Here is a 21,164-nt window from a genome sequence, read left to right on the forward strand (position 1 = left end):
GGATACCACCGCCGAAGCCGCGTCGAGACCAAAATGCACTGCGTGAAAATGCTGGGCCAGCGCCTCATGGCGCGGGACTTCGATCGTCAGGTTGCGGAAGTCCAAGTCCGCATCCTCGTCATGAACGGCTATACCGCGCTCGGCATACCCATAACTGAGCCCGTAGGATGAGTCTGTCTGGGGAAAGGGGGCGTCTGGCCTTCAACCAATTTGTGCAACAGAGTCATCGGGGCCTCTCATTTACCTGCCCCGAATGCCAGAAGGACTTCTGGGTCCCTGGAGAACGCTACGATGCATTGAGAAGTGACCAACGCCTAAATTGGGTGTGCGAATGCGGTCAATCTGGTTTCATCAGGCACATCCAGCCTGAGATCTTAGCTCTAAAGGACCAGAATACTTAGGTGCCGAAATGTCCCACCCAGGACCTGAAAACACTGACACATTTGCCTTGCCATCGTCCGCTTCGGGCGCAGAGAGCGGTCTTTGCATGAGGCATGTCGAACGGCAGATCCGTCCGCATAGCTATTATCTGACCTACACGGCTCCCTAAGATTCTTCGGGAGCCGTTGCTCGTCATGGTTACGCAGTCACAAGGGGTTTCGCCCACGCGTGCACCATTTACTGCAAAGGGCTGCGTTCTTTGCAGGGCGGCCAAGGCGGCATTTGTCTTGGAAATACGGGCCGCGCGTGCGAGTCTTGAGCCAAGCAACCGACAGGCATGCCATGGAGCCAACAGACCTCGACAGCCAATCGGCGCCGCAAGACATCGTGATGGATCTTGCAACGCAGGTTCAAACCTTTGCCGAAGGGTTGCTGAGGCCGTGGAACGCCTACCAGGTCGCGATCGCGCTGGCGCTGCTGCTGGTGGCACACGTGGCCGCCCGGATACTGGCGCCGCGGCTGCACGACTGGCTGCGCGGGCGCGAAGGCTGGCCCAAGTGGCGGATGCGGGCGATGGTGATCGTTCACCGGAGGCTGCGCGTGCTGATCTTCGTGGCGCTGATCTGGCCCGTTGTCTGGATCATGGGCGAGGTGACGTGGCCAAGCCGGTCTTACCTGCTGGACATCATCGGGAAACTGGCGCTGGCGTGGCTGGTGATCGCGGTGCTGTCGCGCCTGATCCAGAACCGGTTCCTGCGTCAGATCATACGCGTCGGGGTCTGGATCTGGGTGACGCTGTCGGTGCTGAACCTGACCGACAGGGCGCGCGCGTTGCTGGACAGCGCCGCCATGAACATAGGCGAGACACGGTTCAGCCTTTGGCTGATCCTGCAGGCGGCGGTGTTGCTGACCCTGCTGATCGTGGGGGCGCGGTTCCTGTCGCAATCCTCGGCAAGCTCGATCCGGCGCAACGACGATATATCGCCGTCGATGCAGGTGCTTCTGATCAAGCTGCTGCAGGTGCTTTTGTATGGTGCGGCCTTTATCATAGGCTTGCGCACCGTTGGCGTGGACCTGACCGGGTTGGCGGTTCTGTCGGGGGCGATTGGCGTTGGCCTTGGTTTTGGCCTGCAAAAGGTGGTGTCGAACCTGGTTTCAGGGGTGATCATCCTCTTGGACAAGTCGATCAAGCCCGGCGACGTGATCAGCCTGGACGAAACGTTCGGCTGGATCAGCAGCCTTGGCGCGCGGTATGTCAGTGTCGTCACGCGCGACGGCAAGGAATTCCTGATCCCGAACGAGGACCTGATCACCGGGCAGGTCGTCAACTGGTCCCATTCGAACGAATTTGTGCGACTGGACATATATTTCGGCACCGCCTACGGCGACGATCCGCACGAGGTACGCCGGATCGCCGTCGAGGCCGCCAGGGGCGTGGACCGGGTTCTGAGCTTCAAATCGCCGGTCTGCCATATCGTGGGGTTCGGGGACTCCTCGGTCGATTACATCTTGCGCTTCTGGATCAGGGACCCCACAGGGGGGCTGACCAATATTCGCGGCAACGTCTACCTGGCGCTGTGGGACGCATTCCAGGCCAACGGCATCTCCATCCCCTTCCCGCAGCGCGAGGTGCGCATGCTGGACGGAGCGGGCGATTGATTTCGGCAGGTGCGCGCCGCAAGGCGATGGGGTTTCATTGAAATGTCGTCTGCCGCTTGCTATTTTGGCATTATGTCCAGCGCCGGGACACTGGCGGCGTGAAAAAAGGAGGACGATGTTCTGTCTCTCAATCTCGAAGCGGCGCGGACCGCGACGCAGGGGGCGCCGATGACCGGCGCACCGGCAAGGAATTCCGCCCAAGATGCGACGAGCGAGGAATTGCTGGATCGCATCATTGCATCCCTACAAGACGACAAGGCCGAAGACATCGTGCAGATCGACCTGCGCGGGAAAACGGCGATTGGCGACTACATGGTTATCTGCTCGGGGCGGTCCTCGCGGCAGGTGGCGGCGATCGCCGAGAAGCTGGCCAAGCGACTCAAGCAGGACCTGGGCCGCGTGGCGCGTGTCGAAGGCAAGGATGCGGGTGATTGGGTGCTGATCGACACGGGCGACGTTGTCGTGCACATCTTTCGGCCCGAAGTGCGCGAGTTCTACCAACTTGAAAAGATGTGGGCGCCGACAGTGGCGAGCACAGAAAGCTGAATGCGCGTACATCTGTGCGTAGTCGGGCGGCTGCGGGCCGGGCCCGAACGCGATCTCGTTGACGACTACCTGGCCCGTTTCGACAAGACCGGACGCGCCATGAACCTTGGCCCCGCGCGCGAGCACGAGGTCGAGGATAATCGCGGCGGCGGCATGAGCGCCGAGGCCGCGCTGCTGGAGCGGACGATCCCCAAGGGGGCGCTTCTGATCACCCTGGACGAGCGGGGGCGGACCCTGAGTTCGCCGCAATTCGCGGACAAGCTGCAAGGCTGGCGCGACGAAGGGCGGCAGGATCTGGCGCTGGTGATCGGGGGGGCCGATGGCATCGCGCCCGAGCTGCGCAAGCGCGCCGATTTCAGCTTGTCCTTCGGCGCGATGGTCTGGCCGCATATGCTGGTGCGGGTGATGGCGGCCGAGCAATTGTATCGCGCGGCGTCCATTCTTGCCGGTAGCCCCTATCACCGCGCCTGAGCCGCGAAGTGGGCGGATTTCCGGCCAGATGCGCCACCTTGCGGGGAAACCGGTTCACCTGCCGGGCCAGACGCGCTAGGACGGGGCCAATCAAGGCAGGAGCAGACCGATGAACACCCCCAAACCCGTTGTATTGTGCATACTTGACGGCTGGGGCCTGTCGGAGCAGCGCGAAGCCAATGCGCCAGCACTGGCCGACACCCCGAATTTCGACGCGATCATGCAGCAGGGCCCCAATAGCCAGCTTATCACGCATGGCCCCGACGTGGGCCTGCCAAGCGGGCAGATGGGCAATTCCGAGGTTGGGCACACCAATATCGGCGCGGGCCGGGTGGTGGCGATGGACCTTGGCCAGATCGACCTGGCGATCGAGGATGGCAGCTTTGGCCGGAACGAGGCGCTGACGCGGTTCATCGACAAGATGGCAACCTCCGGTGGGACGGCACATCTGATGGCGCTGATCTCGGACGGGGGGGTGCACGGACACCTGACCCACGCGCTGGCCGCCGTGCGCCAGATCGCGGGGGCGGGTGTGCCGGTGGCCCTGCACGCGATCACCGACGGGCGCGACGTGGCGCCGTCCTCGGCGCAGGGTTTTGTTGCAGAGCTGGAACGCGGCCTGCCGGAGGGCGCGCGTATCGCCACGCTATCGGGGCGCTACTTCGCGATGGACCGCGACAATCGGTGGGACCGCGTCGCGCGCGCCTACGGCGCCATGATCGGAGGTGCGGCGGATCAGCGGGCCGAGGATGCGCAAGGGGCCATCAAAGCGGCCTATGCGCGGAATGAGACCGACGAGTTCATCGCCCCCACGGTGATCGGCGATTACGCCGGGGCGCGCGATGGCGACGGGGTTTTCTGCCTCAACTTCCGCGCCGACCGCGCGCGAGAGATCCTGCGCGCGGTGGCCGAACCGGGGTTCGACGCGTTTGACACGGGCGCGCGGCCCGAATGGGCGGCTTTGCTGGGCATGGTCGAATACTCAAAGTCCCACAACGCATGGTTCGACACGGTATTTCCGCCCCGCGACATCGTGAATACGCTGTCGGAATGGGTGGCCAAGCAGGGCCGCACACAGTTTCACATCGCGGAGACGGAAAAATATCCGCATGTCACCTTCTTCCTTGCCGGCGGGCGCGAAGAGCCTGAACAGGGCGAGGATCGCTACATGGCCGCCAGCCCCAAGGTGGCGACCTATGACATGCAACCCGAAATGTCGGCCGAAGAGGTGACCGATCACCTGGTTCAGGCGATCGAGGCGCGCTATGACGTGATCGTGGTGAACTACGCCAACCCCGACATGGTGGGCCACACCGGCGATCTGGACGCGGCGATCGCGGCCTGCGAAGCCGTGGATCGGGGGCTTGGCCGCGTGTTGCAGGCGCTGACGGCGGCGGGTGGCGCGATGCTGGTGACTGCCGATCATGGCAATTGCGAGGTGATGGTAGACCCTGATACTGGCGGTCCGCACACCGCGCACACGACCAACCCGGTGCCCCTGATCCTGGTTGGCGGGCCGGAGGGTGCGGTGCTCGATTCCGGGCGGCTGGCCGATCTGGCGCCGACGCTGCTGGATCTCATGGAGCTTGATCAACCCCCGGAAATGACGGGGCACAGCCTGTTGCGATGATACGCGCCGCGCTCATAGCCCTAGTGCTGTCCGGTGGGGCAGTGGCGGCCGAGCCGTCGGCCACGCAGGCCGCGCAGCAGGCAGCAGAGCGGTTGGAGCAGGCGACGCGCGCCCTGAACAACGCGCAGGATGCCCAGGACCGTATCGCGGCGCTAACCGAGACGCTGCGGGGGTTCGAGGACGGGCTTGAGGCGATGCGCACGGGATTGCGCAAGGCGTCGATCCGCGAGCGCCAGCTATCCCGCGATCTGGCCGCGCGCGACGAAGAGGTCGCGCAACTGCTGGGTGTCCTTCTGACGATGGGGCATGACCCGGCGCCGGTATCCATCTTGCACCCGGCGGGTCCGGTGGGCACGGCGCGGTCTGGGATGATCCTGGCCGAGGTGACGCCGGCCCTCAACGCGCGGGCGGCCGATTTGCGCGACTCGCTGCGTGAAGTTGCGACACTGCGCCTGCTGCAGGAAAGCGCGGTGGAGACCCTGGAAAAGGGCCTGCAAACCGCGCAAGAGGCGCGCGCGACGCTCAGCCAGGCAATCAGCGACCGCACCGACCTGCCGCGCCGGTTTGCCGCCGACCCGGTGAAAACGGGTATCCTGATCGCCTCGACCGAGACGCTGGCAGGGTTCGCAAGCGGGCTATCGGAGATCGGCGATGGCGGGGATGCGCCCGCCGACGAGGCGCTGGAGGCGCGCAAGGGCACGCTGCGGTTGCCGGTGCAGGGGCGCATCCTGCACCGTGCGGGGGAAACCGACGCCAGCGGGGTCACGCGCCCCGGTCTGGTGCTGGCGACACGGCCGCGGGCATTGGTCACAACGCCGGCGGCGGCGACGGTGCGGTATGCCGGGCCGCTACTGGACTACGGAAACGTGATCATCCTGGAGCCGCAAGCGGGCACTCTTTTCGTGCTTGCAGGGCTGGATGTGGTTTACGGTGAAACCGGACAGGTCCTGCCCGAGGACAGCCCACTGGGCCTGATGCCCGGTCAGGACGCGGAAATTGGTGCCATTGTGCCGCAATCGGGCGATGGTGCTGGAAATGACAATACGGAAACGCTCTATATAGAGGTCAGACAGGACGACTCACCGGTTGACCCCGAGGATTGGTTCCAAACGCAGGAAGGATGATTGAACGATGAAGAAATTCGTCATGGTAGCGATTAGCGGCATTCTGGCCGGTATCGTCGCGACAACGCAATTGACCGGTCCGTTGCTGGCGCAGGATGGCGCGCAGAAGACCGACGTTTATCAGCAACTCGACCTGTTCGGGGATATTTTCGAGCGTATCCGCGCGCAATACGTCGAGGAGGTGGACGAGAGCGAACTGATCGAGGCGGCCATCAACGGCATGCTGACATCGCTGGACCCGCATTCAAGCTACCTGTCGCCGGATGACGCCGAAGACATGCGCGTGCAGACACGCGGCGAGTTCGGCGGGCTGGGCATCGAGGTCACGCAGGAAGACGGGTTCGTCAAGGTGGTGTCGCCGATCGACGGCACCCCCGCCGACGCGGCCGGTGTCGAGGCGGGCGATTTCATCACCCACGTGGACGGCGAGAGCCTTTTGGGTCTGACCCTGAACGAGGCGGTGGACCTGATGCGCGGCCCGGTCGGCAGCGAGATCATCATCACGGTCGTGCGCGAGGGCAAGGAACAGCCCTTTGACATCTCGATCATCCGCGACACGATCACCCTGACGGCCGTCCGCTCGCGCACCGAACAGGACACGGTTGTCCTGCGTGTGACCACGTTCAACGACCAGACCTATCCGAACCTCGAATCCGAGTTGAAGAAATCAGTCGAGGAAATCGGCGGCATGGAGAATGTCAAAGGCGTGGTTCTGGACCTTCGCAACAACCCCGGCGGCCTTCTGACCCAAGCGATCCGGGTATCGGATGCATTCCTCGATAAGGGCGAGATCGTTTCGACCCGCGGGCGCGACCCCGCCGAGGGAGAGCGCTATAACGCCACGCCCGGCGATCTGGCCGAGGGCAAGCCGATGGTGGTGCTGATCAACGGCGGCTCTGCCAGCGCGTCCGAGATCGTCGCCGGCGCCCTCCAGGATCATCGCCGCGCCATCGTTGTGGGAACCAAGAGCTTTGGCAAGGGATCGGTTCAGACGGTGATGCCGCTGCGGGGCAACGGCGCGATGCGCCTGACCACGGCGCGCTACTACACGCCGTCGGGGCGCTCGATCCAGGCGCTTGGCGTGTCGCCCGACATCGTGGTGCAGCAGCCCCCGCAACGCGAGGAAGACGGGGCCGACGAGGACACATCGGCGCGGCCTTCGCGTTCCGAGGCGGACCTGCGCGGGCGTTTGAACAACGACAGCCTGACCGAGGACGAGATCCGCCAGATCGAAGAGGATCGCGCAAAGGCCGAAAAATCCGCCAAGCTGCGCGATGAGGATTACCAACTCGCCTATGCGGTGGATATCCTCAAGGGACTGATGGCTCTCGGGCCGCAGGACTGAATCCAGGCGACAAGATCGGCGGCCCCAAGGTGTGCACCCTGGGGGCCGCCGACGGGCAAAGCGGGGGCGCCGGAATGACGGATGCCGAGATCGAAAACCTTCCCTATCGCAAATGCGTGGGCGTGATGCTGGTCAATGCGCGGGGCGAGGTGTTCGTCGGGCAACGGATCGACACGCCCACCCCGGCCTGGCAGATGCCGCAAGGCGGGATCGACCCGGGCGAAGGGCCGCGCGAAACCGCGATGCGCGAACTGGAGGAAGAGATTGGCGTCGCGCCCGATCTTGTCCGCATCGAGGCGGAAACGGATGGGTGGCTCTATTATGACCTGCCCCCCGACATCGTGCCGCATACGTGGGGCGGGCGTTTTCGCGGGCAACAGCAGAAATGGTTCCTGGCCCGTTTCCAGGGGCACGATGAACAGATCGACATCGCCACCGCGCATCCAGAGTTCTCACAGTGGAAATGGCTACCTGCGGATCATGTGCTGGAACAGATCGTGCCGTTCAAGCGCGCGGTCTACCGCGAGGTACTAGAGACCTTCGCGCACCGCCTTTGAGGCGGCGCGCGGGTGCCCTGACCGCTTAGCGTCGCTTGAGCCGGCGCATCAGGTCTTCGCTGGCGTAGCCATCGGGCGTCATGCCCTGCGACACCTGGTAGGCACGGATGGCATTGACGGTGTTGGGGCCGATAATGCCGTCGATCTTTTCCACGTCGAACCCCTTGCGGCGCAGGCGGCGCTGCATGTCCTTGCGCTCGGAAAACGACAGGGGCTTGTAGCCGCGCGGCCAGCTTGCCTGTATCGGCGGGCCACCGGCGAGGCGGTCGGCGAGGTGGCCAACGCCGATCACGTAGGCATCGGCCTTGTTGTAGCGCTCGATCACGCCGAAATTGTCAAAGATCATGAACGCCGCCCCCTGCGCCCCGGCAGGCAAGAGGATGGACGCGCGACCGTGGTTTGGCACTGCGTTTCCGTCGATCCCGCGCACGCCCATCGACGCCCACTCGGACGGCATGCGGCGCACGTCGCGCCGGGCCAGCGAATGATCGAAGCCGCGCGGCAAGCGCACCTCGACGCCCCATGGCTGCCCCTTGGTCCAGCCGAACCGTTTGAGATAGGCCGCCGTCGAGGCCAGCGCATCACCCGGATCGTCCGACCAGATATTGCGCCGCCCGTCACCGTCGAAATCCACCGCGTAGGCGAGATATGAGGTGGGGATAAACTGCGTATGGCCCATGGCGCCGGCCCAGCTTCCGCGCATGTCGCGCGGCGCCACGTCGCCCGATTGCAGGATCTTCAGCGCGGCGATCAGTTGCTTTTCAAAGAACGCGCCGCGACGGCCATCATGGGCGAGCGTGGCCAGCGACGCGATCACGTCGCGCTGTCCGCGGCGGGCGCCATAGGCGCTTTCGAGGCCCCAGACGGCGGCGACGATTTCCTTGTCGACGCCATAATGCGCCTCGATCGCGCGCAATGTGCGGGAATGCTTGCGCAGGGCCGCCTTGCCGTTGGAGACGCGGGTGGGCGAGGCGGCGCTATCGAGGTAATCCCATATCTGCTTGGTGAACTCGGACTGGTTGCGGTCTTTCTCGATCACCTCGGTATCATAGCGCACGCCGGCGAAGGCCCGCTCCAGCACGTCCTCGCGGATACCCTGCGCGCGCGCGCGGGCGCGGAAATCCTGCACCCAGCGGGCGAAATCCCCACGCGCCGGCGCGAGCTGCGGGTTGATCTGCATCGATGCAGGGCGCACCTCGGGCCGCAGGGATCGCTCGATCGGTCCGGCGCAGGCGCTGGTGGTGGCGACCACGGCCAAGGCCGTGGGGATGATAGATGTCAATCGCATTGCTCGGCCCCGCTTTGTGCTTGGTCTTTTGCGGTAAACTAGCGTGATTTTGTCGATTTCGGAAGAAGCGTTGTCAACCGCGCGCGAATTGATGCCGAGCAATGCGCGGAGCGTGGGCCATTATCCGCGCTTGCGCTTGGCCTTGCGCTTGATCTTGTCGGTCTTTCGTTTCGCCTTGACCTCGGCACGCCGCTTGGGCCCCCCGCGCCGCCTGCTGCCGCCGCCCGGCGCGGGGCGCGGTAGCTCGTCCCCCTCGATCGCCAGCAGCTCCAGCGCGAGGCCGCCGCTAACCGGGGCGGCCTCGGTCAGGCGAACGGTAACGCGCTGGCCCAGCGACAGGGTCAGGCCGGTATCGGCGCCCATCAGGGTGCCGGCGTCGCGGTCGAAATGGAAATACTCCTGCCCAATGGTACGAATGGGCACGAGGCCGTCGGCGCCGGTTTCGTCCAGCTTGACGAACACCCCGAACTTGGCAATGCCGCTGATCCGGCCGGTGAATTCGTTGCCGACACGCTCGGCCAGGAAGGCGGCGAGGTAGCGGTCGGTGGTGTCGCGCTCGGCGGTCATGCTGCGGCGCTCGGTGTCGCTGATATGGGTGGCGGTGGCCTCCAGCTCTTCGATCTCAGCGGGGCTCAGGCCGTCGTCGCCCCAGCCATGCGCGGTGATCAGGGCGCGGTGCACGACCAGGTCGGAATAGCGGCGTATCGGCGACGTGAAATGCGCGTATTTCTGCAGGGAAAGCCCGAAATGCCCGAAGTTTTCGGGGCTATAATAGGCCTGCGTCATGGCGCGCAGGGTGGACAGGTTGATCAGCTCGTCCTGATCGGTGCCCTCGGCCTGCGCCAGCAGCGCGTTGAGGTGCGATGTCTTGAGCACCTGCCCCTTGGCCAGAACGAGGCCGGCGGCCTCGGCCACCTCGCGCAGCGCATCGAGCTTTTCGGGCGCGGGTTCCTCGTGGACGCGGAAGAGGAGCGGCGATTTCTTGGCGGTCAGAGTCTCGGCGGCGGCGACGTTCGCGAGGACCATGAATTCCTCGATCATCCGGTGGGCATCGAGGCGGTCGGCGAAGTTGACCGACAGAACCTTGCCCGCGTCGCTCAGCACGATCTTGCGCTCGGGCAGGTCCAGGTCAAGCGGCTGGCGGCGGCGGCGGGCCTCGGCCAGGGCGCGGTAGGCGGCGAAGAGGGGGTGGATCACCTCGTCCACCAGCGGCGCGGTTTTGTCGTCGGGGTTGCCATCCTCGGCGTCCTGCGCCTGTTTGTAGGTCAGCGCTGCCGAGGATTGCATGATCCCACGCGTGAACGTGTGGCCTAACTTGTTGCCATTGCTGTCAATTTTCATCCTGACTGCGACGCAAGCACGTGGGACGCCCTCGTGCAGGCTACACAAATCGCCGGACAGGCGATCGGGTAGCATCGGCACGACGCGGTCGGGGAAGTAGCTGGAATTGCCGCGCTTGCGCGCCTCGTTGTCCAGCGCCGAGCCGGGCCGGACGTAATGCGCGACATCGGCAATGGCGACCCAGATCACGTGCCCGCCCTCGTTGCCGGGGTCGTCATCGGCATGCGCCCAGCAGGCATCGTCGCGGTCGCGTGCATCCCACGGGTCGATGGTGATCAGGGGCCTGTCGCGCAGATCCTCGCGGCCCGACAGGCCGGCGGGTTTCATCGCGTCCGCCTCGGATATCACCTTGTCGGGGAAGGAATCGGGAATGCCATATTGGTGAATCGCGATCAGGCTGACGGCCTTGGGCGCGGAGGGGTCCCCCAAACGTTCGACCACGCGGGCGCGGGGCAGGCCCATGCGGGCGCGCGGGCCACTCTGCTCGGCCTCGACCAGCTCGCCGTCCTTGGCGCCGCCGGTTGCGCCTGCGGGCACGTTCCATTCCTTGCCGTCACCCTTGTCGATGGGCACGATGCGCCCGCCCTCGTCGCCGGTGCGGAACACGCCCAGAACGCGACGCGGATTGGCGCCGATGCGGCGGATCAGGCGCCCCTCGTAATGGTGCGCCTCGCCCTTGACCTCTTGCAGGCGGGCAAGGATGCGGTCGCCTTCGCCCAGCGCCGGATCAGAGGCGCGCGGGATCATCAGGATCACGGGCTCGACGCCCTCGCCCTGCCACTCCAACGGGCGCGCCAACAAATCGCCATCATCGCTTTGGCCGGATACCTGAACCACGCTGACGGGCGGCAGGCGATCGGGGTCGCGATACGTCTTGCGGCGCTTTTCGAGGTGGCCCTCGGACTCGAGCTCCTTGAGGACGCGCTTGAGATCGATCCGCGCAGCCCCCTTGATGCCAAAGGCCTTGGCGATATCGCGTTTCGAATTGAGGGTCGGGTTGTCGGAAATCCATTGCAGGATCTCCGCCTTGGTGGGGATATGGCTCATGCCGTTCCAGTAACACAGGCACCAACGGGCGTCATTGGCGAAAATGCCCCTGCGCGCGGGTCATGGCCAGATCGGCGGAGGTGTCCACATCGTGCAACGTATCGACCAGCGCGATTCGCGCGCGGGGCAGGCTACCCATGCTGTCGGAAAGCGCATGTTCACTGGACCAGCGCACCGAACGAAAGAGGGTTGCAGGCGGCGGTGTGGTGCGTTTCATCCCCACCAGCCAGAACCCCCCGTCGCCCGCCGGGCCGAACACCGCGTCATTGCGCCCGAGCGCGGCAAACGCCCGCGCGATATGGACGGCGCGAACGCCGGGAATATCGCCGCCGATGATGCAGGCCGGGCCGGGCGGAAGGCCGCGCAGGATACGCGCCATCCGCGCGCCCAGATCACCGCCGCCCTGCGCGATGCGCGGCAGGTGCGCGGGCCAGGCGCGGCTATGCAACCCGGCATGATCGGGCGAGACCGCGAGAACGAGCTGCCAGCGCGGATCATCCAGCCGCCGCAGCACGCGGGCCACCTGATGGCGGAACCACCACACCGCGGGCACATGCCCGATCTCGCGGCCCAGCCGGGTTTTCACACGCCCCGGGCGCGGTTCCTTGACCATCACCACAAGGCGCGGACGGCGGCGCATGTCAGCCGAAGAATTCACGCAACACGCGGGTATAGACCGCCTTGAGCTGCTGGATCTGGTCGATATCGACCCGCTCGTCGACCTGGTGCATGGTTTGGCCGACAAGGCCGAACTCGACCACCGGGCAGTGATCCTTGATAAAGCGCGCATCCGACGTGCCGCCGGTGGTGGACAATTCCGGGCGGGTGCCGGTTTCGGCCTCGACCGCGCCGCTGACCAGATCGGACAGGGCGCCGGGCGGGGTGAGGAAGCTTTCGCCGGAGATTTTGACATCGACATCGACGCTTAGGCCAAACTCGGCGGCGACGCGATCTGCCTCGTCGCGCAGCCACTCGCTCAGCGATGCGCCGGAATGGGTGTCGTTGAAGCGGATGTTCACCGTCGCCCGCGCCTGCGCCGGGATCACGTTGGTGGCCGGGTTGCCGGTGTCGATGGTCACCACCGCCAGCGTCGAGGGATCGAAATGATCGGTGCCGGTATCCAGCGTGTGCGATGACAGCCGGTCCATCAGCCGCGCCATCGCCGGAAGCGGATTGTTGGCGCGGTGCGGATAGGCCGAATGCCCCTGCACGCCTGTCACGGTGAACCACGCCGACAGCGATCCGCGCCGCCCGATCTTTATCATCTCGCCCATGTGGTTGGGGCAAGTCGGCTCTCCCACCACGCAGGCGGCCATCGCCTCGCCCTCGGCCTGCATCCAATCCAGCAGGGCGGTGGTGCCGTCGATCGACTCGCCCTCCTCGTCGCCGGTGATGGTCAGGATCACCGCGCCCTCGGGCGGCGTGTCGCGCACGAAATCGATCGCCGCGGCAACAAAGGCCGCCACGCCCGATTTCATGTCGCAGGCGCCGCGCCCCCACAGCATGCCATCGCGGCACTCGGCGCCAAAGGGATCGACGGACCACGCCGCCGGCTCGCCCACCGGCACCACGTCGGTATGCCCGTTGAAGCCGAACGTTCGCGGGTGCCCTTTCGCCCCCCAGCGGGCAAAGAGGTTCGCCACCCCGCCGCGATCCACGCGGGTGCAGGCAAATCCGGCGTGTTCCAGCATCCCCTGCAACAGCACCAGCGCGCCGCCTTCCTTTGGCGTCACCGAGGGGCAGCGGATCAACCGCGCAGTCAGCTCCACCGCGTCGGTTGGCGTGGGCGTGTGGTTTGGCATTGCTGGCTCCTTCTTTTGCGTCGTGGCTGCGCGCCGGGCGCCTGCGTTGCGGAAATGGCGCGACGCCCGTCCGTCCCGCACGGGCGGGTCCGAATGGACTTAACAGGCGCGCAAGCGGCGTGCTAGGCTCTCGGTAATAATAGCCCGAGGCAGGGCAGACCGAGCAGGCGACCCGCGCAAAGCCGACAGAAGCACGGCGGCGGGGCATTGTAGTAACATGGATTCAAGAAGGGGCACCCCCCTTAGCGCTGCGGGCTGTGCTGTCTCCAACCGGGTTGGGGCAGGATGACGATGTATTGCAAAGGCGACAGAGCGCCGAACATGGGCCGCACGGCGCCCCACGGACGAGGCGCCTAGGATGGCGTGGATCGGCATCGCGGGCCCGAATGAGCACCTGTTCTCGATTCTGGGGCTGGAGGCGGACACGCCGCCCGGCCGCCATGCCCCGCCCGATCTGTCATGCGCCGATAGCCTGCTTGCGCGCGGCACGATCCTTGTCGAGGCGACACTTTCCCCGGATCGGCGGCCCCAGACCCTGATCGGGTTCAACCGCGATCACCCGTGGTGTAGTAGCCTCTCGCTCAATACCCTGCCCGGCGGCGGCGTTGCCCTGGTTTTGACGCAAGGCACCGACGTGATCCACGCCACCCTGCCCGACAGGTTGCCTGCGCGCGGCGAGACGGTGCGCATCACCTATGCCTGGGACGCGCCCGCCCGTCATGGCCGCCTCAGCGTCGAACACCCAAGCAGCGGGCGCATCTTCCTGACCGATGTCGAGGCGCCCAAACCGATTCCGCTCACCGATCTGCGGCTACTGGTGCACGATCCGGCCTGGACCGAGCCGGGCGGCGAGATCAGCCTGCTGGCCGTTTCCACCACGCCCGAGCCGATCGGCCCGCAACCCACGCTGCGCCCCGATGTGCCGATCGCAACCCCCGGCGGCTACAGGCCGGCCGGATCGCTGCGCACCGGCGATCTTGTCCGCACCATGACCGGGCAGAGCGTGCCGGTGCTGGACGTGCTGCACCGCACCGTTCCCGCCAGCGGCAGCTTTGCCCCGGTGCGCCTGCGCGCGCCCTATTTCGGGCTTCGCCGCGATATCGTCGTGGCCCCGGATCAGCACCTGGTGATCGGGGGGTCGGATGTTGAATACACCTTTGGCCGCGAACGGGTTTTGGTCCCTGCCCGGCACCTGGTGAACGGCACGTCCGCGTTGAATGAGCGCAGCGGGCCAACCACCCGGTACGTTCAGGTCCTGTTGCCCGGTCACGAGGTCCTGATCGCGGCAGGCGCCCCCGCTGAAAGCCTGTTCATCGGTCGCTTGCGGCGCAAACGTGCCCTGTTGGCCGCCAGCGTGCTGCACCGCTATCCGCGCGCCTACCTGCCCGAGCACGCGCAATCGGCCTACCGCGTTTTGAAACCCTACGAGGCGATGACCCTGGCGGCGCAGCGCGCGGCGTAAGCGATCAGTCGTAATGCGGCGTGATCTGCGCCACGATGACCGAATTCTCGTCAAGCGCGCGCTGCATCAGGGCGCGCTCGTCCTCGTCCATCTCGTGCCCTTGGGCGGCGCGCTCTTCTGCGGTGCCGTACCCGGTCACATCCAGCGGCGCCTGGTCGGCCTGCTTGAGAATGGCAACGGTCTCGCGCACGGCTTCGGCCTCGTCCACGCCGGAGGCATAACACATCAGCGCCGCGCCCGTGGCCCCCTTGGGCAGGCCATCGCCATCCTTGCGGCCCAGTTGCACCAACAGGGTATAAACCTTCTGCCGGTTGGGTTTATCGGTCTTGTCGGCCATCTTGCCTGCTTTCATCTTGCTCAAAATACTCCCGCCGGAGGCGTCCACGGCAGCCGCACGCGCCCCGGCGGGGGTTGGATCAATCCCGCAGCAATTCGTTGATCGAGGTCTTGGCGCGGGTCTGCGCGTCCACGCGCTTGACGATCACCGCGCAGTAAAGGTTGAGGTTGTTCTTCGTGGGCATCGATCCGGACACCACGACCGATCCGGACGGCACTTCGCCCATGAACACCTCGCCGGTTTCGCGATCGACGATCTTGGTCGATTTGCCGATATAGACCCCCATGCCAAGGACCGATCCCTCGCGCACGATGCAGCCCTCAACCACCTCGGAACGGGCACCGATAAAGCAGTTGTCCTCGATGATCGTCGGACCGGCCTGCATCGGTTCCAGCACGCCGCCGATGCCGACGCCGCCCGACAGGTGCACGCCCTTGCCGATCTGCGCGCAGCTTCCCACGGTAGCCCAGGTATCAACCATCGTGCCCTCGTCCACATAGGCACCAAGGTTCACGAAGGACGGCATCAGGACAACACCCGGCGCGATATAGGCCGAACGGCGCGCGACGCAGTTGGGCACCGCGCGGAACCCGGCGCCTTGCCAGTCGCTGTCGGACCAGCCCTTGAACTTGCTATCGACCTTGTCCCACCAGCCACCGCCCTGCGGGCCGCCGGATTGCTGTTCCATGTCCTTGATGCGGAACCCCAGAAGGACCGCCTTCTTGGCCCATTGGTTGACGTGCCACTGCCCGTCGTCGCCAGGCTCGGCGACGCGCAGCTTGCCGCTATCGAGCGCATCGAGCGTGGCCTCGATCGCGTCGCGCGTCTCGCCCTTGGTGGCGGGGGTGATCTGATCGCGGGTTTCCCACGCGGCCTCAATGGCGGTTTCGAGTTGGGCGTTGGACATGCGGGCACACTCCCTGATTTTTCGTGTTGCGGCTCAACCCTCGCCTATAAGGTCTGATGGGGCGCCCTGCAATGCGGCGCTGCGCGGGGCATGCGCGACATGGGCGCATCAGGCGGCACGCCTTGCGGCTTTCGCTGGCAATCTAGGCTGTCAGCCGATAGGTCTGGGGCAGTATTCAACATCGGGGTTTCACAGTGACCAAGAAGGATAGGAGCCGCGTCTTTCGCGATGCCCAAGCCGATTTCCACAGCGCGCACGGTGTGCCCGACACGCCGCAAACGCGGGCGCCGTCCTACAAGCTGGCTTTTGCGGATGACGATTTCCTTTGCAGAGATGAATTGCGCCCGGTGAGGTTGCAGCTTGAGCTGTTGAAACCGCAATTGCTGATGGATGAATACGGCATCCACAGCACCGTGGTTCTCATGGGTGGCTCGCGTATTCCGCGGCCCGAGCACAAGCAGTCCGCGCGCACGCAGACCTTGGCGGATCTATCGCACTACTACGACGAGGCGCGCGAATTTTCGCGGCTGATGACGCTCAGGTCCCTGGAAAACGGGGATCATGAGAACGTCATCTGCACCGGTGGCGGCCCGGGTGTGATGGAGGCGGGCAACCGCGGTGCGCATGAGGCGGGCGGCGTTTCCATCGGTTTCAACATCGTGTTGCCGCATGAACAGGCACCGAACGATTTCGTCACGCCGGATCTGTGCTTCAACTTCCACTATTTCGCGATCCGCAAGATGCATTTCCTGATGCGCGCAAACGCGATCTGTATCTTTCCCGGCGGGTTTGGCACGCTGGACGAGATGTTCGAGAGCCTGACGCTGATCCAGACAAACCGCATGCGGCGAATTCCATTTCTGCTGTTCGGTCACGAATTCTGGAATCGAATCATCAACTGGGACGCGTTGGCCGACGCGGGCACGATCAGCGACGAGGATCTGGACCTGTTCCGGTTCGTGGAAACCGCCGCCGAGGCGGTCGATATCATCGACAACTGGAACTACGATCAGGACCCGGTCAAGGGGTGATCGCCCCGCTCAGGCGGCGGTTGGCAGGTGGCACAGCTCTTCGCCGCCCAGCATCGATGTCACGCAGACCCCGGCATCGGTTTCCTTGAGCTTGTAGCCATACCCGGCCAGGCGGTGTTTCCATTCGCGGGGGGAAACGGCCTTGCTGCGTTCGCGCAGGACAAAATCGCGGATTTCGTTGGCCTCGGTGTCGTGCTTGATATGGTCGTTCAACATTGTGATGCCCTCCTGCATCTGGGTTTCGATACAGGCACGCTGCGCGCCCAGCATGGCAACAATTCATCCGGATTGAGGCAATTGAACGGCGATCTGTGAACAATAATGGCGGCACAGGCCTGTCACGCGTCGCGGTGCACGGCCTGTAACTGCCCGCGCGCCTCGTCATGTGCACGTGCGGCGCGCACCAGCGCGCGGAAAAGGGCCTGCTGGCGGCGAGCGTAGAACAGGTGCTCGGGATGCCACTGCACCCCGATGGCAAACGGATCGCTGTCGCGCTCGATCGCCTGAATCATCCCGCCGCGATCGCGCGCCGCCACGCGCAGGCCCTTGCCAAGGCTATCTACCGATTGGCTATGGAGGGCATTGACCGTCATCGGCTCGGCCCCGGCGAGGGCGGATAACAGGCTACCCGCCTCAAGGTGCACGATCTTGCGCGGCAGGATGGTCCAGCGCCTGTCGCTGGCGGTGTAGGTGCCATAGGCGTCCTGATGCAGCGTGCCGCCCAGCGCCACGTTGATCATCTGGCTGCCGCGGCAGATTCCCAGAACCGGCAGGCCCGCCTTTGTGGCGTCGCGCACAAGGCGTTGCTCCAATGCGTCGCGGTCATGATCCAGCCGCGCCGAGGTCACCAGCCGCCCGCCATAAAGATCGGGCGATATGTCGTCCCCGCCGCCGATCACCAGCCCATCCACGTCGGCGACGTCGGGGCGGTGGTCGCCCGGGCTCCAGCGGCGGGCGCGTCCGCCGGCCATCCAGATGTTGAAGGCGATCAGCGGAAAGATGCGCCATCCCGAGCGCCGTGACACCGTGACACCGATCAGGGGACGCGTCATGCCGGGCGCACCCCGCCCGCATCGTCCAGTCGCGCCCGGTGCAATATGGCACCGGCGCGATCCGCCCAGTGTTGCCGCAGCAGGGTCAGGGCACCGTGATCGTCCAACCACGCATCCGCCAACGCCCCCAGCAGCGCGGTGTCGGCCGCTACCCGCTCGACCGTGATCCAGCGCTGCCATTCCTGCGCGATGGACCAATCGGGATTGTCGATGCGGCTATCGGGCAGGCGGAAATGAAAGGCGGGCCGCGCTGATGTGGCCTTGGGCAAGGTATGCGCGACCAGATCGGGGCGCAGATGTGCAAAGATCGGCAGCATGTCGAGGCCGCGGTTCCGCGTCGGGGTACGTTGCAGGTAGAGGGTGATCACATCGGTCAGCGTCGCATCGGGGCCAAGCCCAATCAACCCGCGCACGAAATCCGTTGGGTACGGGTCGGAGAACGGTAGAACGCGGCGCGACTCGTCGATCGGGTTGGCGCTGCGCATCCAGTCTTCGATCAGGGCATAGGCCAGCAAAGGCCGCACGATATCGGCATCACGATCCGAGGCAATCTCGATATTGAGGTGCAGGCCGAAGCCGAACAGCAAGCCGCCCTCACTCCCCAGTGCGCCGGCATGACGCAGCGCGTCGCAAAGCCCCACAAGCGCCTTCAGCCCGTTCATGTCAAGCGGATCGGTCACGATCTCGACCGGGATCACCTCGCGCCCGATCTCAAGCGCGAAATCGCGCAGGGCGCTGCGCTCGGCCTTGCGCAGGAAGATGTCCAGATACACCTCGATCTTGCCGATACTGCTCTGCGTGATGGTCCAGAAGGGGCCATCCCCTTGGGTGGCTATGCCGCCCAACGTGGCGGTGCAGACCTCGGCCACGCACGCCTCGGACAGGCCGCCAAGCTCGATCTCGACCCCGGTTTTGCGCGGCTTCCCATCCGCATTGAGCGGCGTGGGGAGGGGGGCGAAATCGGGGTCGTCGGGCATGGACGGTATCCTTGGCGGTGCGGCCTGAACGCTGCGGCGAGTGTACACACCTGACACGAGGTGCCAATGGCCTGTCGCTGACATCTGGTGACCGGCCGAGGAACCGCGCATCGGCGGGCCGCGGTGCGGCGATCCTACGCTGGTGGAGTGCGCTTTATGCCCGCCAAATCCGAAAAACCTCAGAGCATTGCGCAGGTGGCAGCCAAATCGCCGTGCCGTCACGCCGGAGGCGTGCCGATGATGGGCGGCGCCCCCGCGGGGCGACGTGCGGCCCGGCGCTGCGCGGCGGCGCTACGCGCCCTGATTTCGCGCATTGGTGCCAGGCCGAAACCAGACCCCCACTGCCGGACATAACCCCCTAGCCCAGGCCGCTTTCGGCCTCGATCTGGCGGCGGGATTTGCGTTCGCGTTCGCTGGCCGATTTCAACTGTCCGCAGGCGGCCATGATATCCTCGCCGCGCGGGGTGCGGATGGGGCTGGCATAACCGGCCTTGTAGATGATGTCGGCAAAGGCGTGGATGCGGTTGTTCGACGACCGCTTGTAGGGGGCGCCGGGCCATTCGTTGAACGGGATCAGGTTGATCTTGGCCGGGATGCCCTCGATCAGCTTGACCAGGCGGCGCGCGTCTTCGTCGCTATCGTTGACGCCCTCCAGCATCACGTATTCGAACGTGATCCGTTCAGAGTTGGACGCCTTGGGATATTCGCGCAGCGCGTCCAGAAGCGTTTCAATGTTCCAACGCTTGTTGATCGGCACCAGCTTGTCGCGCACCTCGTCCGTGGTGGCGTGAAAGCTGACCGCCAAGAGGCAGCCGATTTCGCGCGCGGTGCGGGCGATCTCGGGCACGACGCCGCTGGTGGACAGGGTGATACGCCGCCGGCTAAGCGATATGCCCTCGCCGTCCATCGCGATCTTCATCGCGTCGCGCACGTTGGCGAAGTTATAAAGCGGCTCGCCCATGCCCATAAGCACGATGTTGGACAAAAGGCGCGTCTCGTCCTTCGGCTCGCCGGGTTTGGGCCATTCACCAAGATCGTCGCGCGCCATCATGATCTGGCCGACGATCTCACCGGCCGTCAGGTTGCGTACCAGCTTTTGCGTGCCGGTATGGCAGAACGAACAGGTCAGGGTGCACCCGACCTGCGAGGAGACGCAAAGCGTGCCGCGCCCTTCCTCGGGGATATATACGACCTCGACCTCGTGACCGCCGGCGATCCGAACCAGGTACTTGCGGGTTCCATCCTCGCTGACTTGGCGGCTGACCATCTCGGGGATTTCGATCACGAAGGCCGCGTCCAGATCGGCGCGGTACGCCTTGGAAAGGTTGGTCATCTCGGCAAAGTCGCGCACGCCCCACTGGTAGATCCACTGCCAGATCTGCCCGACACGCATCTTGGCCTGCCGCTCAGTGGTGCCCATCGCGATCAGTGCCTCGCGCATCTGGTCGCGAGTCATCGCGACGAGGTTGACCTTCCCCTCCTGCGGCAGCTTGCGCGGGAGTGTCATCACGTCCTGAGTTATCGGAGCCTTGGCCGTCATTGCGCATTCATCCCATGAAGTGAAGCCGCCCCCTTACAGGATTCGGCCCCGAAAGCCAAAGCAAACTTTGACCTCTCCGCGGATCACCGCGCGCGGCGCATCCGGTTATTGGCAGCGCTTCTCGGCCTCTTCCAGCGCCGCGGTGAACCCCAGAAGCGAAAACTCGTCCTCGGTCTTGGTCCCGCGCGAGGACATGGCGGTGAGCGTCGCCTTGGTTCCGGCCTTCATCGCCGCGATGATCTTGGCATCGTCGTCCGATGACGCGGGCCAAGCCCATTCGCCCTCGGTAAACAGATCGAAATCGGTGCCGTCGACATCAAGGTTCACGGTGGACCCTTCATCGAAAGGGTAGCCGCCGGTGAAGGTGACTTGCCCGGTGACATCGGCCTCGGGGCGGTAGAACGCCATCAACAGGATCTCGCCGCGCCGCACGGATACGACGCGCCCATCGCGTGTGTTGACGGTTTTCTTGGGCGAGGAAACCGCCCAGCATTCCTTGGGATCGGAATCCTCGAAAACGCTCCAGTCGGTTTTGGCCGCGACCTGATTGTCGCTTTCTTCCTGCGCGAGCGCGCCCGACGCCACAAACGCCATCGCCACACCGGCCAAACCACCTGCAATTCGTGAAATCATCGTCCAGCCTCCAGCCGTCCTAGCCTCAATACCT

At 65.1% G+C, this 21,164-nt stretch carries 20 protein-coding genes and 1 pseudogene; 10 read left to right on the forward strand and 11 right to left on the reverse strand.

The genetic code is table 11. The features are described from left to right. From G568_RS0114235 to G568_RS0114270, 8 genes and pseudogenes are all read left to right on the forward strand, one after another. A pseudogene (locus G568_RS0114235) lies at positions 1-171 on the forward strand (IS5/IS1182 family transposase); the annotation flags it as partial. Between the two features lie 552 nt (positions 172-723). Continuing rightward, positions 724-2,040, forward strand: a complete 1,317-nt coding sequence (locus G568_RS0114240) for a mechanosensitive ion channel family protein (protein ID WP_026758659.1) — start codon at positions 724-726, stop codon at positions 2,038-2,040. Between the two features lie 168 nt (positions 2,041-2,208). Then, positions 2,209-2,586, forward strand: a complete 378-nt coding sequence (gene rsfS / locus G568_RS0114245; protein WP_051203027.1) for a ribosome silencing factor — start codon at positions 2,209-2,211, stop codon at positions 2,584-2,586. Then, positions 2,587-3,057 carry a 23S rRNA (pseudouridine(1915)-N(3))-methyltransferase RlmH gene (gene rlmH / locus G568_RS0114250; RefSeq protein ID WP_026758661.1) on the forward strand — a complete coding sequence of 157 codons (471 nt, stop codon included), beginning with the start codon at positions 2,587-2,589 and terminating at the stop codon, positions 3,055-3,057. Between the two features lie 109 nt (positions 3,058-3,166). After that, entirely contained in the window at positions 3,167-4,687 is a 1,521-nt protein-coding gene (gene gpmI / locus G568_RS0114255) for a 2,3-bisphosphoglycerate-independent phosphoglycerate mutase (protein WP_026758662.1), read from the forward strand. Beyond that, positions 4,684-5,811, forward strand: coding sequence for a murein hydrolase activator EnvC family protein (locus G568_RS0114260; protein ID WP_026758663.1), 1,128 nt, complete (start codon positions 4,684-4,686; stop codon positions 5,809-5,811). Before gpmI ends, G568_RS0114260 begins: the two co-directional genes overlap by 4 nt. A gap of 7 nt (positions 5,812-5,818) precedes the next feature. Continuing rightward, entirely contained in the window at positions 5,819-7,156 is a 1,338-nt protein-coding gene (locus tag G568_RS0114265) for a S41 family peptidase (RefSeq protein ID WP_026758664.1), read from the forward strand. 74 nt (positions 7,157-7,230) lie between these two features. Then, on the forward strand, positions 7,231-7,713 hold the full coding sequence (locus G568_RS0114270; protein WP_026758665.1) for an RNA pyrophosphohydrolase: 483 nt from the start codon (positions 7,231-7,233) through the stop codon (positions 7,711-7,713). A 25-nt stretch (positions 7,714-7,738) separates the two neighbouring features. Here G568_RS0114270 and G568_RS0114275 read toward each other — a convergent pair whose 3' ends face one another. From G568_RS0114275 to dapE, 4 genes are all read right to left on the reverse strand, one after another. Beyond that, positions 7,739-9,001, reverse strand: coding sequence for a lytic murein transglycosylase (locus G568_RS0114275; RefSeq protein ID WP_084627415.1), 1,263 nt, complete (start codon positions 8,999-9,001; stop codon positions 7,739-7,741). A 120-nt stretch (positions 9,002-9,121) separates the two neighbouring features. Next, positions 9,122-11,389, reverse strand: coding sequence for a ribonuclease R (rnr, locus tag G568_RS0114280; RefSeq protein ID WP_026758667.1), 2,268 nt, complete (start codon positions 11,387-11,389; stop codon positions 9,122-9,124). A gap of 31 nt (positions 11,390-11,420) precedes the next feature. Further along, entirely contained in the window at positions 11,421-12,029 is a 609-nt protein-coding gene (locus G568_RS0114285; RefSeq protein WP_026758668.1) for a TIGR04282 family arsenosugar biosynthesis glycosyltransferase, read from the reverse strand. A 1-nt stretch (position 12,030) separates the two neighbouring features. Further along, the gene (gene dapE, locus G568_RS0114290) at positions 12,031-13,191 is read right to left on the reverse strand and encodes a succinyl-diaminopimelate desuccinylase (protein WP_026758669.1); all 1,161 of its coding nucleotides are present in this window, start codon (positions 13,189-13,191) and stop codon (positions 12,031-12,033) included. 358 nt (positions 13,192-13,549) lie between these two features. On the opposite strand from dapE, the gene G568_RS0114295 reads away from it, so the two are divergent. Continuing rightward, positions 13,550-14,653, forward strand: coding sequence for a Hint domain-containing protein (locus G568_RS0114295; protein WP_026758670.1), 1,104 nt, complete (start codon positions 13,550-13,552; stop codon positions 14,651-14,653). A 4-nt stretch (positions 14,654-14,657) separates the two neighbouring features. Here the strand turns inward: G568_RS0114295 and G568_RS0114300 are convergent, their stop codons facing one another. Both G568_RS0114300 and dapD read right to left on the reverse strand, forming a co-directional pair. Next, the gene (locus tag G568_RS0114300) at positions 14,658-14,990 is read right to left on the reverse strand and encodes a hypothetical protein (protein WP_026758671.1); all 333 of its coding nucleotides are present in this window, start codon (positions 14,988-14,990) and stop codon (positions 14,658-14,660) included. Positions 14,991-15,069: 79 nt separating this feature from the next. Further along, the gene (gene dapD / locus G568_RS0114305) at positions 15,070-15,897 is read right to left on the reverse strand and encodes a 2,3,4,5-tetrahydropyridine-2,6-dicarboxylate N-succinyltransferase (protein WP_026758672.1); all 828 of its coding nucleotides are present in this window, start codon (positions 15,895-15,897) and stop codon (positions 15,070-15,072) included. Positions 15,898-16,091: 194 nt separating this feature from the next. On the opposite strand from dapD, the gene G568_RS0114310 reads away from it, so the two are divergent. Continuing rightward, positions 16,092-16,928: an LOG family protein gene (locus tag G568_RS0114310; protein ID WP_026758673.1), complete on the forward strand. Its 837-nt coding sequence runs from the start codon at positions 16,092-16,094 to the stop codon at positions 16,926-16,928. Positions 16,929-16,937: 9 nt separating this feature from the next. On the opposite strand, the gene G568_RS0114315 is transcribed toward G568_RS0114310, so the two are convergent. The 5 genes from G568_RS0114315 to G568_RS0114335 all read right to left on the reverse strand — a co-directional run bounded on the left by G568_RS0114315 (position 16,938) and on the right by G568_RS0114335 (position 21,130). Next, positions 16,938-17,144 (reverse strand): hypothetical protein, encoded by a 207-nt coding sequence (locus tag G568_RS0114315; RefSeq protein WP_026758674.1) that lies wholly within the window; start codon positions 17,142-17,144, stop codon positions 16,938-16,940. Between the two features lie 122 nt (positions 17,145-17,266). Then, positions 17,267-17,980: a gamma-glutamyl-gamma-aminobutyrate hydrolase family protein gene (locus tag G568_RS0114320; protein ID WP_026758675.1), complete on the reverse strand. Its 714-nt coding sequence runs from the start codon at positions 17,978-17,980 to the stop codon at positions 17,267-17,269. Next, positions 17,977-18,957, reverse strand: a complete 981-nt coding sequence (locus G568_RS18945; protein ID WP_037374240.1) for an amidoligase family protein — start codon at positions 18,955-18,957, stop codon at positions 17,977-17,979. The genes G568_RS0114320 and G568_RS18945 overlap by 4 nt, the downstream gene beginning before the upstream one ends. 358 nt (positions 18,958-19,315) lie before the next feature. Then, positions 19,316-20,497 (reverse strand): dual-specificity RNA methyltransferase RlmN, encoded by a 1,182-nt coding sequence (gene rlmN / locus G568_RS0114330; protein WP_026758676.1) that lies wholly within the window; start codon positions 20,495-20,497, stop codon positions 19,316-19,318. 105 nt (positions 20,498-20,602) lie between these two features. Further along, complete coding sequence (locus G568_RS0114335) at positions 20,603-21,130, reverse strand: invasion associated locus B family protein (protein WP_026758677.1); 528 nt, start codon at positions 21,128-21,130, stop codon at positions 20,603-20,605. Positions 21,131-21,164: the final 34 nt, after the last annotated feature.

It is taken from the genome of Sediminimonas qiaohouensis DSM 21189, from assembly GCF_000423645.1.
Lineage (GTDB): Bacteria > Pseudomonadota > Alphaproteobacteria > Rhodobacterales > Rhodobacteraceae > Sediminimonas > Sediminimonas qiaohouensis.

Excerpts from the sequence above, each read along its gene's own strand:
- G568_RS0114240 (WP_026758659.1), top strand. The coding sequence starts at position 724 with ATGGAGCCAACAGACCTCGACAGCCAATCGGCGCCGCAAGACATCGTG.
- rsfS (WP_051203027.1), top strand. The coding sequence starts at position 2,209 with ATGACCGGCGCACCGGCAAGGAATTCCGCCCAAGATGCGACGAGCGAG.
- rlmH (WP_026758661.1), top strand. The coding sequence starts at position 2,587 with ATGCGCGTACATCTGTGCGTAGTCGGGCGGCTGCGGGCCGGGCCCGAA.
- gpmI (WP_026758662.1), top strand. The coding sequence starts at position 3,167 with ATGAACACCCCCAAACCCGTTGTATTGTGCATACTTGACGGCTGGGGC.
- G568_RS0114260 (WP_026758663.1), top strand. The coding sequence starts at position 4,684 with ATGATACGCGCCGCGCTCATAGCCCTAGTGCTGTCCGGTGGGGCAGTG.
- G568_RS0114265 (WP_026758664.1), top strand. The coding sequence starts at position 5,819 with ATGAAGAAATTCGTCATGGTAGCGATTAGCGGCATTCTGGCCGGTATC.
- G568_RS0114270 (WP_026758665.1), top strand. The coding sequence starts at position 7,231 with ATGACGGATGCCGAGATCGAAAACCTTCCCTATCGCAAATGCGTGGGC.
- G568_RS0114275 (WP_084627415.1), bottom strand. The coding sequence starts at position 9,001 with ATGCGATTGACATCTATCATCCCCACGGCCTTGGCCGTGGTCGCCACC.
- rnr (WP_026758667.1), bottom strand. The coding sequence starts at position 11,389 with ATGAGCCATATCCCCACCAAGGCGGAGATCCTGCAATGGATTTCCGAC.
- G568_RS0114285 (WP_026758668.1), bottom strand. The coding sequence starts at position 12,029 with ATGCGCCGCCGTCCGCGCCTTGTGGTGATGGTCAAGGAACCGCGCCCG.
- dapE (WP_026758669.1), bottom strand. The coding sequence starts at position 13,191 with ATGCCAAACCACACGCCCACGCCAACCGACGCGGTGGAGCTGACTGCG.
- G568_RS0114295 (WP_026758670.1), top strand. The coding sequence starts at position 13,550 with ATGGCGTGGATCGGCATCGCGGGCCCGAATGAGCACCTGTTCTCGATT.
- G568_RS0114300 (WP_026758671.1), bottom strand. The coding sequence starts at position 14,990 with ATGGCCGACAAGACCGATAAACCCAACCGGCAGAAGGTTTATACCCTG.
- dapD (WP_026758672.1), bottom strand. The coding sequence starts at position 15,897 with ATGTCCAACGCCCAACTCGAAACCGCCATTGAGGCCGCGTGGGAAACC.
- G568_RS0114315 (WP_026758674.1), bottom strand. The coding sequence starts at position 17,144 with ATGTTGAACGACCATATCAAGCACGACACCGAGGCCAACGAAATCCGC.
- G568_RS0114320 (WP_026758675.1), bottom strand. The coding sequence starts at position 17,980 with ATGACGCGTCCCCTGATCGGTGTCACGGTGTCACGGCGCTCGGGATGG.
- G568_RS18945 (WP_037374240.1), bottom strand. The coding sequence starts at position 18,957 with ATGCCCGACGACCCCGATTTCGCCCCCCTCCCCACGCCGCTCAATGCG.
- rlmN (WP_026758676.1), bottom strand. The coding sequence starts at position 20,497 with ATGACGGCCAAGGCTCCGATAACTCAGGACGTGATGACACTCCCGCGC.
- G568_RS0114335 (WP_026758677.1), bottom strand. The coding sequence starts at position 21,130 with ATGATTTCACGAATTGCAGGTGGTTTGGCCGGTGTGGCGATGGCGTTT.